This is a genomic window from Antarctobacter albus, assembly GCF_900101505.1.
GTDB lineage: Bacteria > Pseudomonadota > Alphaproteobacteria > Rhodobacterales > Rhodobacteraceae > Antarctobacter > Antarctobacter albus.
Window position 1 is genome coordinate 40,534 of record NZ_FMZI01000020.1, and the last position, 13,217, is coordinate 53,750.

A 13,217-nucleotide genomic window follows, 5' to 3' on the forward strand; every position below is an offset into this window, starting at 1 on the left:
CCCGGCACTGGACCACATGCTGACCGATACGATTTTCGAGGACGACCGTTGGCAGGCCGCCGGGCTGGCGGTCCTGTCCGAACGCGGCGCGGTGGCGGCGCTGGCGCACCTGGGCCTGGAGCCCGCAGAGTACGAGATCGCCGTGCTGGGCTGCGATGATGCCCGCATCGCCACGCTGAACGGTGATTTCCGCGACAAGCCCACCGCCACCAACGTGCTGAGCTGGCCCTCCGAGGACCTTGCCGCCGAGGCACCGGGCGGGACGCCCTGGCCGCCCGAGCCCGAGGACGACGAGCCCCACCACTTGGGCGACATCGCGCTGGCCTGGGAAACCTGCGGGCGGGAAGCCGCCGAGCAGGGTATCGCTTTCGAGCAACATGTCACACATCTGATTGTTCATGGCGTGTTACATCTATTGGGGTATGACCATATGCGTGACGCGGACGCCACGCTGATGGAACGGCTGGAGGCAGAGATACTTGGCAATCTCGGTCTGCCGAACCCATATGGTGAGGATGATGGCCCCGATGGGGCATGACTGGAACAGGAAAGATGGGCGATAGCGACGACTCGTCTAAGGCAGCGCAAAGCGCGCCACTGACGGGAAAAATGAACGGACACGGGCCGCGGCGCAGTTTCTGGCAGCGCTGGCAGCGGTTGTTCGGTCGGGGCGGCGAGGGAAGCTCGCTGCGCGGCTCTGCGGCCGAGAGCGCGCCTCGGGCGCCGGACCGGCCGGTTCACGGCATGATAAACCTGCGCCGGATGCGGGTCGAGGACGTGGCCATTCCCAAGGCCGAGATCATCGCCGTGCCCAACACGATCACCAAAGAGGACCTGGTCACCGTGTTCCGCGAAAGCGGCATGACGCGGTTGCCGGTCTACGAGGGCACGCTGGACACGCCCGTGGGCATGGCCCATCTCAAGGATTTCGCGCTGCAGCAGGGGTTCAACGGCACCGGCGGGCGGTTCAACCTGAAACGGATGCTGCGGCCCCTGCTCTTCGTGCCGCCGTCGATGCCGATTGGCGTGCTGCTGACCAAGATGCAGACCGAACGCCGGCACATGGCGCTGGTGATCGACGAATACGGCGGGGTCGACGGGCTGGTGACGATCGAGGACCTGATCGAACAGGTCATCGGCGAGATCGAGGACGAGCACGACACCGACGAGGACCAGTACTGGACCCGCGAAAAGACCGGCTGTTACCTGGTGCAGGCCAAGACCCCGCTGAGCGATTTCGAAGGGGAGCTGGGCCTTGCGCTGACCGACCACGACGACATCGACGAGGAAGAGATCGACACGCTGGGCGGGCTGGTCTTCATGCTGGCGGGCCGCGTGCCCGCGCGGGGCGAAGTGGTGCCGCATCCGGCGGGGCTGGACTTCGAGGTGGTCGATGCGGACCCGCGCCGGATCAAGCGGCTGCGTGTGCGCCCGTCGAACGCGGCGCGTGCCGAAACCGCCGCCACGGCGCCTGCACCGGTGGCAGAAGCCCCGGCGGTCAAGGCCGACGCGGGCCATGCCTGACAGGCTTGTGGCCGGTGACGGCCGCAGGGTCGCGGGCCCTGTGCCGGGCTGGATGCGCCTGCCGCTGGCGGTGCTGGCGGGTGTCGTCATCGGCCTGGGCCAGCCGCCCTATGACCTGTGGTACCTGGGCTTTGCGGGCTATGTCGCGGCGGTCTGGCTGTTCCTGGTGACGCCGGGCGGCTTGCGGTCGGCGGGCACGGGCTGGGCCGTGGGGCTGGGCTATTTCGGCTTTTCGATGGGCTGGATCGTCGAGCCCTTTTTCGTCGATGCCGCGGTGACGGGCTGGATGGCGCCCTTTGCGCTGATCGGCCTTGCGGGCGGTCTGGCGCTGTTCTGGGGGCTGGCGTTCCGGCTGTCTTCGCAGGGGCGCTACCCGGTGCTCGGGCTGGTCCTGGCGTGGAGCCTGGCGGAACTGGCGCGCGCCTATGTCTTTACCGGCTTTCCCTGGGCGCTGGTGCCCTATTTCTGGCTGCCGGTGCCGGTGATCCAGTGGGTTTCCGTGGTCGGGCCACATGGGCTGACGTTGTTGACGCTGGCGGCGGCGGCGCTGTGTGCGCTGGCGCTGCGCCCCGGCGGGGCGCGGGCAGGTCTGGCGGGCCTTGCCCTGCTGGCGGTGCTGTTCGGTGGCGGCGTTCTCCTGACCCCTGCCGCGCAGGACCTTGCAGCGCGTCCGGTGGTGCGGCTGGTCCAGCCCAATGCCCCCCAGCACGAGAAGTGGGACCCGCAAAAGATCCCCGTCTTCATGCAGCGCAAGCTGGAGTTCACCCGCGCTGCGCCCGCCGAGGGCGGGGCGGCGCCCGCGCTGATCGTCTGGCCGGAAACCAGCGTGCCCAACCTGCTGCACCGCGCGGGGCCGACGCTGGACCGGATCACCGAGGCGGCGGGGGGTACGCCGGTCCTGCTGGGGGTCCAGCGTGCAGACCAGGCGGGCTATTACAACTCGCTGATCGTGCTGGCGCCCGGTGGCGGGGTGCAGGCGCTTTACGACAAGCATCACCTCGTGCCCTTCGGGGAATACATGCCGGCCGCCGCGCTCTTTGCGCGGTGGAACATCGCCGGGCTGGCGGCGCGGGCCGAGGGCGGATACACGCCCGGGCCGGGGCCGCAGGTGATCGACATGGGGCCGCTGGGCAGCGCGCTGCCGCTGATCTGCTACGAGGCGGTCTTTCCGCAGGATGTGAACGGCGCGCCCTTGCGGCCCGATATGCTGATCCAGATCACCAATGACGCCTGGTTCGGCACCTGGTCGGGGCCGTATCAACACCTGGCCCAGGCCCGAATCCGGGCCATCGAACAGGGACTGCCGATGCTGCGGGCGGCCAATACCGGCGTCTCGGCGGTGATCGACGGGGCCGGGCGGGTCCTGGCCACTATTCCGCTGGGCGAGGCCGGGTTCGCCGATGCGCCGCTGCCGCCGCCGATGCGTCACACGCCTTACAGCCGCACCGGGGATCTGCCCGCGGGACTGCTCATGTTCGTGGCAATTGCGGCGCTTTGGGCGGGGTCCCGCCGTCGCAGGACGCCAGAAAGCGATTGACCCCGCGCGCTGCGCCGCGTACCCGCATTTGGACAGCAAAAACCCGTCACAACGGCTTCCTGGCGTGACGGCGTCATCAATGGAGCACCCCATCATGTCCCGACAGAACTACACTTTCACCTCCGAGTCCGTCTCGGAGGGGCACCCGGACAAGGTCTGCGACCGGATTTCCGACGCGATCCTGGACGCATTCCTGGCCGAAGACCCGCTCGCGCGCGTCGCCTGCGAGACCTTCGCCACCACCAACCGCGTGGTCATCGGGGGCGAGGTGGGCCTGACCGACCAGGACAAGCTGGCCGAATACATGGCCAGCATTCCCGACATCGCCCGTGCCTGCATCAAGGACATCGGCTATGAGCAGGACAAGTTCCACCACGAGACCGTGGAGATCACCAACCTGCTGCACGAACAGTCCGCCCATATCGCGCAGGGCGTGACCGGCCAGCAGGGCGACGAGGGCGCCGGCGACCAAGGCATCATGTTCGGCTATGCCACGGACGAGACCGACGCTTTGATGCCGGCGCCGATCCAGTTCAGCCACGCGATCCTGCGCCGCCTCGCCGAGGTGCGCAAGGACGGCACCGAGCCCAGGCTGGGCCCGGATGCCAAGTCGCAGCTGTCGGTCCGCTACGAGGGCGGCAAGCCGGTGGGCGTGACCTCGATCGTGCTGTCGACGCAGCACCTGGACGAGACCATGACCAGCGCAGACGTCCGCGCGCTGGTGGAACCCTACATCCGCGAGACCCTGCCCGAGGGCTGGATTTCCGATGACACCGAATGGTGGGTGAACCCGACCGGCAAGTTCGTCATCGGCGGGCCGGACGGCGACGCGGGCCTGACGGGCCGCAAGATCATCGTCGACACCTACGGCGGCGCGGCACCGCATGGCGGCGGCGCGTTTTCCGGCAAGGACCCGACCAAGGTGGACCGCTCGGCGGCCTATGTCGCGCGTTACCTGGCCAAGAACGTGGTGGCCGCGGGCATGGCGGAACGCTGCACCGTGCAGCTGTCCTATGCCATCGGCGTGGCCAAGCCGCTGTCGATCTACGTCGACACGCACCAGACCGGCCAGATCGAGGCGCGCGCCATCGAGGCGGCGATCCCCAAGGTGATCGACCTGACCCCGCGCGGCATCCGCACCCACCTGGACTTGAACAAGCCGATCTATTCCCGCACAGCTGCCTATGGCCATTTCGGCCGCGCCCCCGAGGCGGACGGCGGCTTTTCCTGGGAGCGGACGGACCTGGCCGAGGCGCTGAAGAAAGAGGTCTGAGAGGGGGCTGTGCCCCCGCCTCCCTGCGGTCGTCTCCCCCCGGGGTATTTCGGCCAAGAAGAACCACAGGCGCTCCCGTCGCGGGGGCGCCTTTCCTTTTGCTGGGGGCCGCTATCTTTGCGGTGTGGAATGTGAACAGGGAGGTTCCGTGATGATCCGCACCGTTTTCGCTGCCGCCGTGATGCTGGCGGGCGCAGCCCAGGCCGAGATCCAGGCCGGCTATCACCAATACACCGTCGGCGACCGCACCTACGAGGGCTATGTCGCCACCAACACCGCGATCACGCCCACGGGGACGGTCCTGATCGTGCACGACTGGGACGGGATGACCGCCTACGAGGAGCGCCGCGCCGAGATGCTGGCGGCTCTGGGTTATACCGCCTTTGCCATCGACGTCTACGGCGCCGACGAGGACCCCAAGACCGTGGACGAGAACCGGGCGCTGTCCGGGGCGCTGTATGGCGACCGCGAGGAATTCCGCGCGCGGCTGATGGGCTCGATCATGGAGGCGGCCAATATCGCCGGGGCGACGGATGACATCGTCATCATGGGTTACTGCTTTGGCGGCGCGGCGGTGCTGGAGGCAGCGCGGGCCGGGGCGGAGCTTGAAGGCTTCGTCAGCTTTCACGGCGGACTGGGCACGCCCGACGGGCAGGATTACAGCGCGACCACGGCGCCGGTGATGCTGTTTCATGGCAGTGCCGACCCGGTGTCCGGCATGGCCGACCTGGCCGCGCTGCTGGACCAGTTGCAGGGCGCGGGTGTCGAACATGGGGCGCAGGTCTTTGGCGGCGCGCGGCACAGCTTTACCGTCCACGGGTCGAACGATTACGACCTGACCGCCGACCAGGGCGCCTGGGAGGGGTTGCTGCGGTTCCTCGACGACCGGCTGTGATGCGGTTCCTGATCCTTGCCCTCGGCCTGTTGTGGCCGGGGGTTCTGTTGGCCAATGACTGGGATGCGCTGGAGCGGCCCGGTGCCTTTGCCCTGATGCGCCACGCGCTGGCGCCGGGCACGGGGGATCCTTCGGGGTTCGTGCTGGATGACTGCGCCACGCAGCGCACCCTCGACGCGCGGGGCAAGGCGCAGGCGCGGGCCATCGGGGCCGCCTTTCGCGACCGCGGGATGCGCTTTGACGCGGTGCTGAGCAGCCAGTGGTGCCGCTGCCTTGAGACCGCCGCCCTGATGGATCTGGGCGAGGTGACGCCGGCACCCGCGTTCAATTCCTTCTTTCGCGATTTCGATCAGCGCGGCCCGCGGACCGTCGCGGCGCTGGACCTGCTTGAGACGCGGGGTGGCCGGCCCATCGTCGTCACGCACCAGGTCAACATCAGCGCGTTGACAGGACGCGGCACGCGGTCGGGCGAGGTGCTGGTTGTGCGCCGCAATGGCGACGGGCTGGAGGTGCTGGGCAGCATCCTGATCGCCCCTTGAGCGCCCGTGAGGCCGCAGGAGCCTTGCACGATCCGTTCCCGGAGGCTAAGCGCCCGGGCCATGACCACGTCGAACAAGCACCCCGGCGCCCCCTGGCGCAATTTCTACGGCCGCGTGAAGGGCAAGACCCTGCGGCCGAAACAGGAAGAGTACCTGCAGGAGGACCTGGACCGGCTGTCGCCCGGTGCGGTCGACTGGGAGGTGAACCCGGACCGGGTGCCCCTGGACCTGGAGGCGCTGTTTGATGGCGCGCCGGTCTGGCTGGAAATCGGCTTTGGCGGGGGCGAGCACATGGTGCACCAGGCGGTCGGGAATCCGGGCGTGGGCATCATCGGGGCCGAGCCCTTCATAAACGGCGTGGCGATGCTCCTGGGCAAGATCCGGGAGGCGGGGGCCGGGAACCTTCGGGTCTACCCCGGCGATGCGCGCAACCTGTTCGACGTGCTGCCGGACGAGTCGATCTCGAAGGCCTTTCTGCTGTATCCGGACCCCTGGCCGAAGAAGAAACACCACCGGCGGCGCTTTGTGACGCAGGAGCACCTGGAGCCGCTGCACCGGGTGCTGAAACCGGGGGCAGAGTTCCGCGTGGCCACCGACATTCCCGACTATGTCCGGCAGACACTGGTCGAGGTGCCGAAGGCCGGGTTCACATGGGCCGCCGAAGGGCCAGAGGACTGGCGGAAGCCCTGGGACGACTGGTATTCGACCCGCTACGAGCAGAAGGCCCTGCGCGAGGGGCGCGTGCCGCACTACCTAACCTTCCACAGGCGGTGAGCGGGCAGGGGGCGCGGCGCTGCACGAGCGCGATGGACCTTGCCAGTGCCGCTTGCTATCAGGCGGCGACGATTTTGCAGGAGAGCCCCCATGTCCGCCCACGGCGCCCCGATCCCGATGACTTCGCGTGCCTCCGGCCCCCTGGTGGGCGAGGCGCATGTGCCCGGTGACAAGTCGATTTCTCACCGCTCGCTGATCCTGGGCGCGATGGCGGTGGGCGAGACCAAGGTGACCGGACTGCTGGAAGGGCAGGACGTTCTGGACACCGCCAAAGCCATGCAGGCCTTTGGCGCTCAAGTCGAGAAGATCGGCGACACCTGGCATGTGCATGGTGTCGGTGTCGGCGGTTTTGGCGAGCCGGAGAACGTCATCGATTGCGGCAACTCGGGCACGGGGGTGCGGCTGATCATGGGGGCGATGGCGACCTCGCCCATCGTGGCGACATTCACCGGTGACGCCAGCCTGAACAAGCGCCCGATGGCGCGGGTGACCGATCCGCTGGCGCTGTTCGGGACACGGGCCTACGGACGGTCGGGCGGGCGGCTGCCGATGACCATCGTCGGCGCCGCCGAACCGCTGCCGGTGCGCTACGAGGTGCCGGTGCCCTCGGCGCAGGTGAAATCCGCGGTGCTGCTGGCCGGGCTGAACGCGCCAGGCGATACCGTGGTGATCGAGCGCGAGGCGACGCGCGACCATTCGGAACGGATGCTGGCAGGCTTTGGCGCCCCGATCTCGACCGAGGTGACGGAGGAGGGCCGGGTCATCACCCTGCAGGGCCGCCCCGAGCTGAAGCCGCAGACTATCGTCGTGCCGCGCGATCCGTCCTCTGCGGCCTTCCCGGTCTGCGCGGCGATCATCACCGAAGGGTCGGACGTTCTGGTGCCGAACATCGGGCTGAACCCGACGCGGGCGGGGCTGTTCTTTACCTTGCAGGAGATGGGCGCCGACCTGACCTTCGAGAATATGCGCGAAGAAGGCGGCGAACCGGTGGCCGATCTGCGGGCGCGCTTCTCTCCTGACCTCAAGGGGATCGAGGTGCCTGCCGAACGTGCTGCCAGCATGATCGACGAGTACCCGGTGCTGTCCGTGGTGGCGAGCTTTGCCCAGGGGCGCACGCATATGCCGGGCGTCAAGGAGTTGCGGGTCAAGGAAAGCGACCGGATCGACGCGATGGCGACGGGGCTGCGCGCCGCGGGTGTCCACGTCGAGGAGGGCGAGGACTGGTGGACGGTCGAGGGCCGCGGGCATGGCAATGTTGCGGGCGGCGTGACGGTCGAAAGCCACCTGGACCACCGTATTGCCATGTCCTTCCTCGTCATGGGCTTTGCCTCGACCAGGCCGATGCGCGTGGACGACGGCGGGCCGATTGCCACGTCCTTCCCGATCTTCGAGACCCTGATGGGCACCCTCGGGGCGGAGATCACCCGCGACTGAGCCGGAGCGGCTGGGGCTTTCCCCCGGGGCGCGCTCTTGCTAGGCCTCGGGAGGGATCGAGAGGGAGTGTGCGATGCAGGCTGCGGCTGGAGTGACGGGGGGATGCCTCTGCAAGGCGGTGACCTACCGCGTGAGCGGCGCGCTGCGCCCGGTGATCGCCTGCCATTGCAGCCAGTGCCGCAAGACCTCGGGGCATCACGTGGCGGCCACATCGGCTCCGCGAGAGACGGTTTCGGTGACGGGTGAGGTCACCTGGTACCGTTCATCCCAGACAGCGCGGCCTGGCTTTTGCGGGACCTGCGGCAGCAACCTGTTCTGGGACGGGCCGGGCACGCATCTGTCGATCTTTGCCGGAACCGTCGACGGGCCGACCGGGCTGCACCTGTCGGGGCATATCTTTTGCGCCGACAAGGGGGATTACAATGACATCGGCGTGGGGGTTCCCTGCGCTGAAGGCGCCGACCCCGCAATGACGACACAGGTGATCGCGTGAGCTTTACCATCGCCATCGACGGCCCCGCCGCCAGCGGCAAGGGCACCATCGCGCGCCAGTTGGCGGCGCATTTCGGATTTGCGCATCTGGACACCGGGTTGCTGTACCGGGCGGTCGGGCGGCAGATGCTGCTGGGCGTGCCGCCGCTGGAGGCGGCGCAGGGGCTGGACGTGACCGGGCTGGACGCGCAGGCGCTGCGCGGGCCGGACGTGGCGCAGGCGGCCTCGAAGGTTGCGGCCTTGCCCGAGGTGCGCGCGGCGCTGGTCGACGTGCAGCGCGCCTTTGCCCGGCGGTCGGGCGGCGCGGTTCTGGACGGGCGCGACATCGGCACGGTGATCTGCCCCGAGGCGGAGGCCAAGCTGTTCGTCATCGCCGGCGCCGAGGTGCGAGCCGAGCGGCGCTGGCGCGAGCTGGTCGCCTCTGGTCACGAGGTCACGCAGGACGAGGTGCTGGCGGATGTGCTGGCGCGCGATGCGCGCGACATGAACCGGGCCGATGCGCCGCTGAAACCGGCCGAGGATGCGGTGACGCTGGACACGTCGAAAATGGCCATCGCGGATGCTGTGGCCGAGGCCATCGCCATCGTGGAACGGGCGGGCGCATCGGGCTAGGGCGCGGGGTCCCGGATCGGGTCCGGGACGGGGTCAGCGCCGTTTCAGCGTGTCGCCGTAATCCAGCTTGGGCGCCAGTTCGATGATTGGCTCGAACTCGGCCTCGGGGTTGTCGACGCGGCCCGCGATGATCTGCGCCGCCTTGCGCCCGATTTCCGCCCGGCAGGCATCCATCGTTGCCAGCTTGCGCGGCAGACCGTCCAGCAGCTCGACCCCGTTGAACCCGGCAAGCCCGATCTGGCCGGGGATCTCGATCCCAGCGTCCAACAGGTGCAAGAGCCCGCCCGCCGCGATCATGTCGTTGGAGTAATAGAGGAAATCAAGCTCCGGCTCACGTTCCAGCATGGCCTTGGTCATCTCACGGCCCTTGGCCAGGGCCGACCCGCCGGAATAGAACTCCTGGTCGATGACCTCGACGCCTTCCTTGGCCAGCGCCTCGGTGAAACCCTCGAAACGTTTTCGCGCGCGGTGATCCAGCGGCATCTTGGTGCCCATGAAACCGATGTTGCGATAGCCCTGTTTCAGGATCGCGCGGGCCATTTCGCGCCCGGCGCGACGGTGGCTGATGCCCACGGCACAATCGATCGGCTTGCCGTCGGTGTCCATGATCTCGACCACCGGGATGCCGCTGGCCTTGAGCATGGCGCGCGCGGCCTCTGTATGTTCGAGGCCCGCGACGATCACGCCGGAGGGCCGCCACGAGAGCATTTCGTAGAGAACACGCTCTTCCTTTTCGGGCAGGTAGTCGGTGACACCGACGACGGGCTGCAGCTCGGTCTCTTCCAGGACGCTGGAAATGCCCGAGAGCACCTCGGGGAAGACCATGTTGCGCAAGCTGGGGATGATGACCGCCACCAGGTTCACCCGCTGGCTGGCCAGGGCGCCTGCGATCTTGTTGGGGACATAGCCCAGCGTCTTGGCCGCCTCGAGCACCTTTTCCCGGGTCGCCTGGCTGACGTCGCCGCGGTTGCGCAACACGCGGCTGACGGTCATTTCCGAGACGCCGGACGCCTCTGAGACATCGCGAAGGGTAAGCGGGCGGGAGTCGTCGGCGGCCAAGGGCAAATCCTTTTCGTGAGATGGGGATACGTTACCGCAATCAGGGCGCTGCGCAAGAGCGGTATGCTCTGCAACCATCCGGGATGACAAGCCCCGCGCGGCAGGGTAAGGAGGCGCGGACGGCCCCGTGGCTCAACTGGATAGAGCAGCCCCCTCCTAAGGGGCAGGTTGCAGGTTCGAATCCTGCCGGGGTCGCCAATAAATCCTTGATAATAAACGATTAATAGGCCCGATCGGCAGGTTTTGGGCGCGTTGTGCATTGGTGCTGATTTGCGCGCGTTGAGGCTTATTGATGCTGATTGCGTCGGATGTATGCGCAAAATCGGCCCATGCGCCCAAAACCCGCCCAAAATCCGCCCAATGCCAGCGGCCGGAAAGCACCGGATTTTCAGGGCCTTGAAACACGAAAAAGGCCGCCCCCGCATCACGCGAGGGCGGCCAGATGTAAGCGTCCGACCACCATTGACGCTTATCGTGTGAAGATCAGCCGAGGATATACTCGAGCACCTGGGCCTCGAGCGCATCGAGCGTGCCAGAATTGTGCAGGATCAGATCGGGATCGGGCAGATCGAACGCCTCGGAACAATGCGCGGCCGCCACGCCGGCGGCCGAGGCGCGGCCGGTGATCTGCCAAATCTCGGCCGAAGGGTGCGCGCCCCGGATCACCGCGGCCTCGTTTGGATATCGCACGTCCTCGACCACCACCCGCCGGCCCGCGGCCAGCTCGCGCGCGATCCGGCGCTCGACAATGCCCGCCCAGCAATCCGCGCCGATCTGATCCCGGCCCCAGCCGGTCCCGAGAGACTGGCGCGCGTGGCGCATCGTCTGGCCGCAAAACGTATCGCATGGCTCGTTTTTTCGGGCGCCATACACCAGGTCATGAGCCGCGCCGCGCGGGTGGCCGTCCGCGAGGAGAATAGCCATCAGGGCGGCCTTGAACGGGCCGGCAAATTCGAGGCGGGCAAACCCCCAGGCCGAGAGCGTGCCCGCCACCTCGCTCTTTCCGGCGCCAATCTTGCCGGAAATCCCGATCACGCGGGGCGCCTCGGGCAGGAGATCAATATCCGCCATTGCGCCCACCTCAGAACGGGATTTCATCATCGATATCGCGGCCCGGCGCGCCCTGGCCCGTGCTCGCGCCCGAGCTGCCGCCGGCGCCGCCTTGATCGTAACCGCCGCGCGATCCGCCATCCTGGCCGCGCGGATCGCCCAGCATCACCATCTTGGCATCATAGCCTTGCAGCACCACCTCGGTGGTGTAACGGTCCTGTCCGCTCTGGTCCTGCCACTTGCGGGTTTGCAGCTTGCCTTGCAGGAACACCTTTGAGCCCTTGCGCAGGTAGCGATCCGCGATCTCGGCCAGGTTGCCGAAGATCGCAACGCGGTGCCATTCGCTGCGCTCGCGCCTTTCCCCGGTGTTGCGGTCCTTCCAGGTTTCAGAGGTTGCCACGGTCAGGTTTGCCACCTTCCCGCCGTCCTGAAATGTGCGCATTTCGGGATCGCGGCCGAGATTGCCCACGATTGTTACTTGATTGACGCTCGCCATTGCGTCCTCCTCTTGTTCTATCGCCTGCCCAGGACGCTACCGGCACGCGATAGACCGAAAAAAGCACCGCCCCGGCACCGTCAGCCCCCAGGGCGCCGGCGCGCCCGGCGCCGGTCGAGGTAATCGTCCAGCGACATGCCCGCCTGCACGGCCGCCAGACCGCAGAGCACCACCACCAGGAGCCAGACCCAAAGCGGCGCATCGTGCCTGATCTCGAGCCGTTCCACCCGCTCGGTACGCACCCCCTGATCCCGCTCGATCAGCTCGATATCGCGCGCCTGCGGCCGGGTGACGGTCAGGCGCGTGTCGCCCCCGGCGATCACCGCCTGCCGCGGCTCTGCGCCGGCTTGGACATTGGCGGTCACGTTCGGGCCGCCGAGGCCGGGCAGCTTGCCCAGGGCACCGCAGCCGGCGAGGAGGGCAAGCGCGAGAAGCGCGGCACCGGCCCGGATCATCGCGCAGCCCTCCGCAGGCGCCGCAGGATGAGCGTGAGCGCGTAGAGGAGGGCGAGGGCCACCGCGCCATAGGTCAAGGCCTCTATGGCGCCCTGCGGCACCCTGTCGAGGAGATCGCGCCCGGTGAAGCCCGCGCCGGCCCCGAGGCCGCCCTTGCGCAGCGCGTCCTCGGCCCGGTCGAGAAGCGCATCGCCGGGCGTTGCCTGAACCTTGGCGGGCTTGGTCCCGGCGGCCTCGAGCGCGGCCCAGGTGCGCGCACCCACGATGCCATCGGCCGGCAAGTCCGCTTTGGTTTGGAAAGCCTCGACCGCGGCCTTGGTGGCCGGGCCGAAATCGCCATCGGCCACGATCCCGAGCGCCGCCTGCAAGCGGGTGACATTGGCGCCCGAGCTGCCGAGACGCAGCACCTCGGCCGAGGCCCGGCCGGAATGCTTGCGATAGAGCTTTTCCATCTTGCGGGCATAGGCGCCGCCCTGGCCGCCGCCGTTGTAGCGCCGTTCAAACTCGTGCCAGTCATGCGCGCGGATCGCGCTATCGAGGCCCCAGGCGATCACAAGGGCGGTAAAGGCGCTGATCTGGAAATCCTCGCCTTGCGCCATCGCCTTGACCATTTCCCGCGCCGATCCAAAACCCGCGTCCGCGTGGTTGAACCCCATGATCTGCGGCAGGCCCCAGGAGGTCGCGCGCAGGGCGGCCTCGGGATCGCGGTCGAAAGCCTCGAGGAAAAGCGCCTCGCGGCGGCCCGGCTTGATCTTGAACGCCTCGCGCCAGCCCATCGCGCTGCCGGGCATGTGATGCGGTTCAAACCGCCGCTTGAGCGTACCATCGGACAGAAAGCCCGCGCCGGCCGCCTCGGCCTCGAAAACCGCGCGGATCGCGGCCTCCTCGCAGCGCAGGGCCGTGGCGGCCGCGCGCATGACATGTGCAGAGCGCGGCCGAGCCGCGCCCTTCCAGGGCAGATTTGCCATGTGTCACTCCTGTGGGAAATGTCGGCCGGCCGAGCGCCGGCAATGGTCGGTTTCAAACCAGGCGAGGGCGCGATCCGCGCACCAGACCCAGGCCCGCCAGCCGGGCAGG

At 68.1% G+C, this 13,217-nt stretch carries 15 protein-coding genes, 1 tRNA gene and 1 riboswitch; of the genes, 11 read left to right on the forward strand and 5 right to left on the reverse strand.

What is annotated here, in order from left to right:
* Nucleotides 1-16: 16 nt before the first annotated feature.
* The 10 genes from ybeY to BLQ71_RS23625 all read left to right on the forward strand — a co-directional run bounded on the left by ybeY (nt 17) and on the right by BLQ71_RS23625 (nt 9,080).
* Nucleotides 17-538: an rRNA maturation RNase YbeY gene (gene ybeY, locus BLQ71_RS23580; RefSeq protein WP_074623475.1), complete on the forward strand. Its 522-nt coding sequence runs from the start codon at nt 17-19 to the stop codon at nt 536-538.
* A gap of 14 nt (nt 539-552) precedes the next feature.
* On the forward strand, nt 553-1,524 hold the full coding sequence (locus BLQ71_RS23585; protein WP_074623476.1) for a hemolysin family protein: 972 nt from the start codon (nt 553-555) through the stop codon (nt 1,522-1,524).
* Nucleotides 1,517-3,061, forward strand: a complete 1,545-nt coding sequence (gene lnt, locus BLQ71_RS23590) for an apolipoprotein N-acyltransferase (RefSeq protein WP_074623477.1) — start codon at nt 1,517-1,519, stop codon at nt 3,059-3,061. Before BLQ71_RS23585 ends, lnt begins: the two co-directional genes overlap by 8 nt.
* Nucleotides 3,062-3,101: 40 nt before the next feature.
* A riboswitch (SAM-SAH riboswitch) is annotated at nt 3,102-3,148 on the forward strand.
* 7 nt (nt 3,149-3,155) lie between these two features.
* The gene (gene metK / locus BLQ71_RS23595; RefSeq protein ID WP_043145042.1) at nt 3,156-4,334 is read left to right on the forward strand and encodes a methionine adenosyltransferase; all 1,179 of its coding nucleotides are present in this window, start codon (nt 3,156-3,158) and stop codon (nt 4,332-4,334) included.
* 151 nt (nt 4,335-4,485) lie between these two features.
* Nucleotides 4,486-5,229 (forward strand): dienelactone hydrolase family protein, encoded by a 744-nt coding sequence (locus BLQ71_RS23600; protein ID WP_074623478.1) that lies wholly within the window; start codon nt 4,486-4,488, stop codon nt 5,227-5,229.
* Nucleotides 5,229-5,768 carry a histidine phosphatase family protein gene (locus BLQ71_RS23605; RefSeq protein WP_074623479.1) on the forward strand — a complete coding sequence of 180 codons (540 nt, stop codon included), beginning with the start codon at nt 5,229-5,231 and terminating at the stop codon, nt 5,766-5,768. The genes BLQ71_RS23600 and BLQ71_RS23605 overlap by 1 nt, the downstream gene beginning before the upstream one ends.
* Nucleotides 5,769-5,828: 60 nt before the next feature.
* Complete coding sequence (gene trmB, locus BLQ71_RS23610; protein WP_074623480.1) at nt 5,829-6,542, forward strand: tRNA (guanine(46)-N(7))-methyltransferase TrmB; 714 nt, start codon at nt 5,829-5,831, stop codon at nt 6,540-6,542.
* Between the two features lie 90 nt (nt 6,543-6,632).
* Nucleotides 6,633-7,976 carry a 3-phosphoshikimate 1-carboxyvinyltransferase gene (gene aroA, locus BLQ71_RS23615; protein WP_074623481.1) on the forward strand — a complete coding sequence of 448 codons (1,344 nt, stop codon included), beginning with the start codon at nt 6,633-6,635 and terminating at the stop codon, nt 7,974-7,976.
* 73 nt (nt 7,977-8,049) lie between these two features.
* Nucleotides 8,050-8,469 (forward strand): GFA family protein, encoded by a 420-nt coding sequence (locus tag BLQ71_RS23620; protein WP_074623482.1) that lies wholly within the window; start codon nt 8,050-8,052, stop codon nt 8,467-8,469.
* Complete coding sequence (locus BLQ71_RS23625) at nt 8,466-9,080, forward strand: (d)CMP kinase (protein WP_074623483.1); 615 nt, start codon at nt 8,466-8,468, stop codon at nt 9,078-9,080. The genes BLQ71_RS23620 and BLQ71_RS23625 overlap by 4 nt, the downstream gene beginning before the upstream one ends.
* 33 nt (nt 9,081-9,113) lie before the next feature.
* On the opposite strand, the gene BLQ71_RS23630 is transcribed toward BLQ71_RS23625, so the two are convergent.
* Complete coding sequence (locus BLQ71_RS23630) at nt 9,114-10,139, reverse strand: LacI family DNA-binding transcriptional regulator (RefSeq protein WP_043144986.1); 1,026 nt, start codon at nt 10,137-10,139, stop codon at nt 9,114-9,116.
* Between the two features lie 121 nt (nt 10,140-10,260).
* Between BLQ71_RS23630 and BLQ71_RS23635 the strand changes: the two genes are divergently transcribed.
* A tRNA-Arg gene (locus BLQ71_RS23635) sits at nt 10,261-10,337 on the forward strand.
* 285 nt (nt 10,338-10,622) lie between these two features.
* Here BLQ71_RS23635 and BLQ71_RS23640 read toward each other — a convergent pair.
* The 4 genes from BLQ71_RS23640 to BLQ71_RS23655 all read right to left on the reverse strand — a co-directional run bounded on the left by BLQ71_RS23640 (nt 10,623) and on the right by BLQ71_RS23655 (nt 13,108).
* On the reverse strand, nt 10,623-11,210 hold the full coding sequence (locus tag BLQ71_RS23640) for a hypothetical protein (RefSeq protein ID WP_074623484.1): 588 nt from the start codon (nt 11,208-11,210) through the stop codon (nt 10,623-10,625).
* 10 nt (nt 11,211-11,220) lie between these two features.
* The gene (gene ssb, locus BLQ71_RS23645) at nt 11,221-11,685 is read right to left on the reverse strand and encodes a single-stranded DNA-binding protein (RefSeq protein WP_074623485.1); all 465 of its coding nucleotides are present in this window, start codon (nt 11,683-11,685) and stop codon (nt 11,221-11,223) included.
* Nucleotides 11,686-11,765: 80 nt separating this feature from the next.
* Entirely contained in the window at nt 11,766-12,140 is a 375-nt protein-coding gene (locus BLQ71_RS23650; RefSeq protein WP_074623486.1) for a bacteriophage spanin2 family protein, read from the reverse strand.
* Nucleotides 12,137-13,108, reverse strand: a complete 972-nt coding sequence (locus tag BLQ71_RS23655) for an N-acetylmuramidase domain-containing protein (RefSeq protein ID WP_052244736.1) — start codon at nt 13,106-13,108, stop codon at nt 12,137-12,139. The genes BLQ71_RS23650 and BLQ71_RS23655 overlap by 4 nt, the downstream gene beginning before the upstream one ends.
* Between the last annotated feature and the right edge of the window lie 109 nt (nt 13,109-13,217).

Bases quoted from the DNA above. Each gene is read 5' to 3' on its own strand.
- ybeY (WP_074623475.1), top strand. From the start codon at position 17: ATGCTGACCGATACGATTTTCGAGGACGACCGTTGGCAGGCCGCCGGG.
- BLQ71_RS23585 (WP_074623476.1), top strand. From the start codon at position 553: ATGGGCGATAGCGACGACTCGTCTAAGGCAGCGCAAAGCGCGCCACTG.
- lnt (WP_074623477.1), top strand. From the start codon at position 1,517: ATGCCTGACAGGCTTGTGGCCGGTGACGGCCGCAGGGTCGCGGGCCCT.
- metK (WP_043145042.1), top strand. From the start codon at position 3,156: ATGTCCCGACAGAACTACACTTTCACCTCCGAGTCCGTCTCGGAGGGG.
- BLQ71_RS23600 (WP_074623478.1), top strand. From the start codon at position 4,486: ATGATCCGCACCGTTTTCGCTGCCGCCGTGATGCTGGCGGGCGCAGCC.
- BLQ71_RS23605 (WP_074623479.1), top strand. From the start codon at position 5,229: ATGCGGTTCCTGATCCTTGCCCTCGGCCTGTTGTGGCCGGGGGTTCTG.
- trmB (WP_074623480.1), top strand. From the start codon at position 5,829: ATGACCACGTCGAACAAGCACCCCGGCGCCCCCTGGCGCAATTTCTAC.
- aroA (WP_074623481.1), top strand. From the start codon at position 6,633: ATGTCCGCCCACGGCGCCCCGATCCCGATGACTTCGCGTGCCTCCGGC.
- BLQ71_RS23620 (WP_074623482.1), top strand. From the start codon at position 8,050: ATGCAGGCTGCGGCTGGAGTGACGGGGGGATGCCTCTGCAAGGCGGTG.
- BLQ71_RS23640 (WP_074623484.1), bottom strand. From the start codon at position 11,210: ATGGCGGATATTGATCTCCTGCCCGAGGCGCCCCGCGTGATCGGGATT.
- ssb (WP_074623485.1), bottom strand. From the start codon at position 11,685: ATGGCGAGCGTCAATCAAGTAACAATCGTGGGCAATCTCGGCCGCGAT.
- BLQ71_RS23650 (WP_074623486.1), bottom strand. From the start codon at position 12,140: ATGATCCGGGCCGGTGCCGCGCTTCTCGCGCTTGCCCTCCTCGCCGGC.
- BLQ71_RS23655 (WP_052244736.1), bottom strand. From the start codon at position 13,108: ATGGCAAATCTGCCCTGGAAGGGCGCGGCTCGGCCGCGCTCTGCACAT.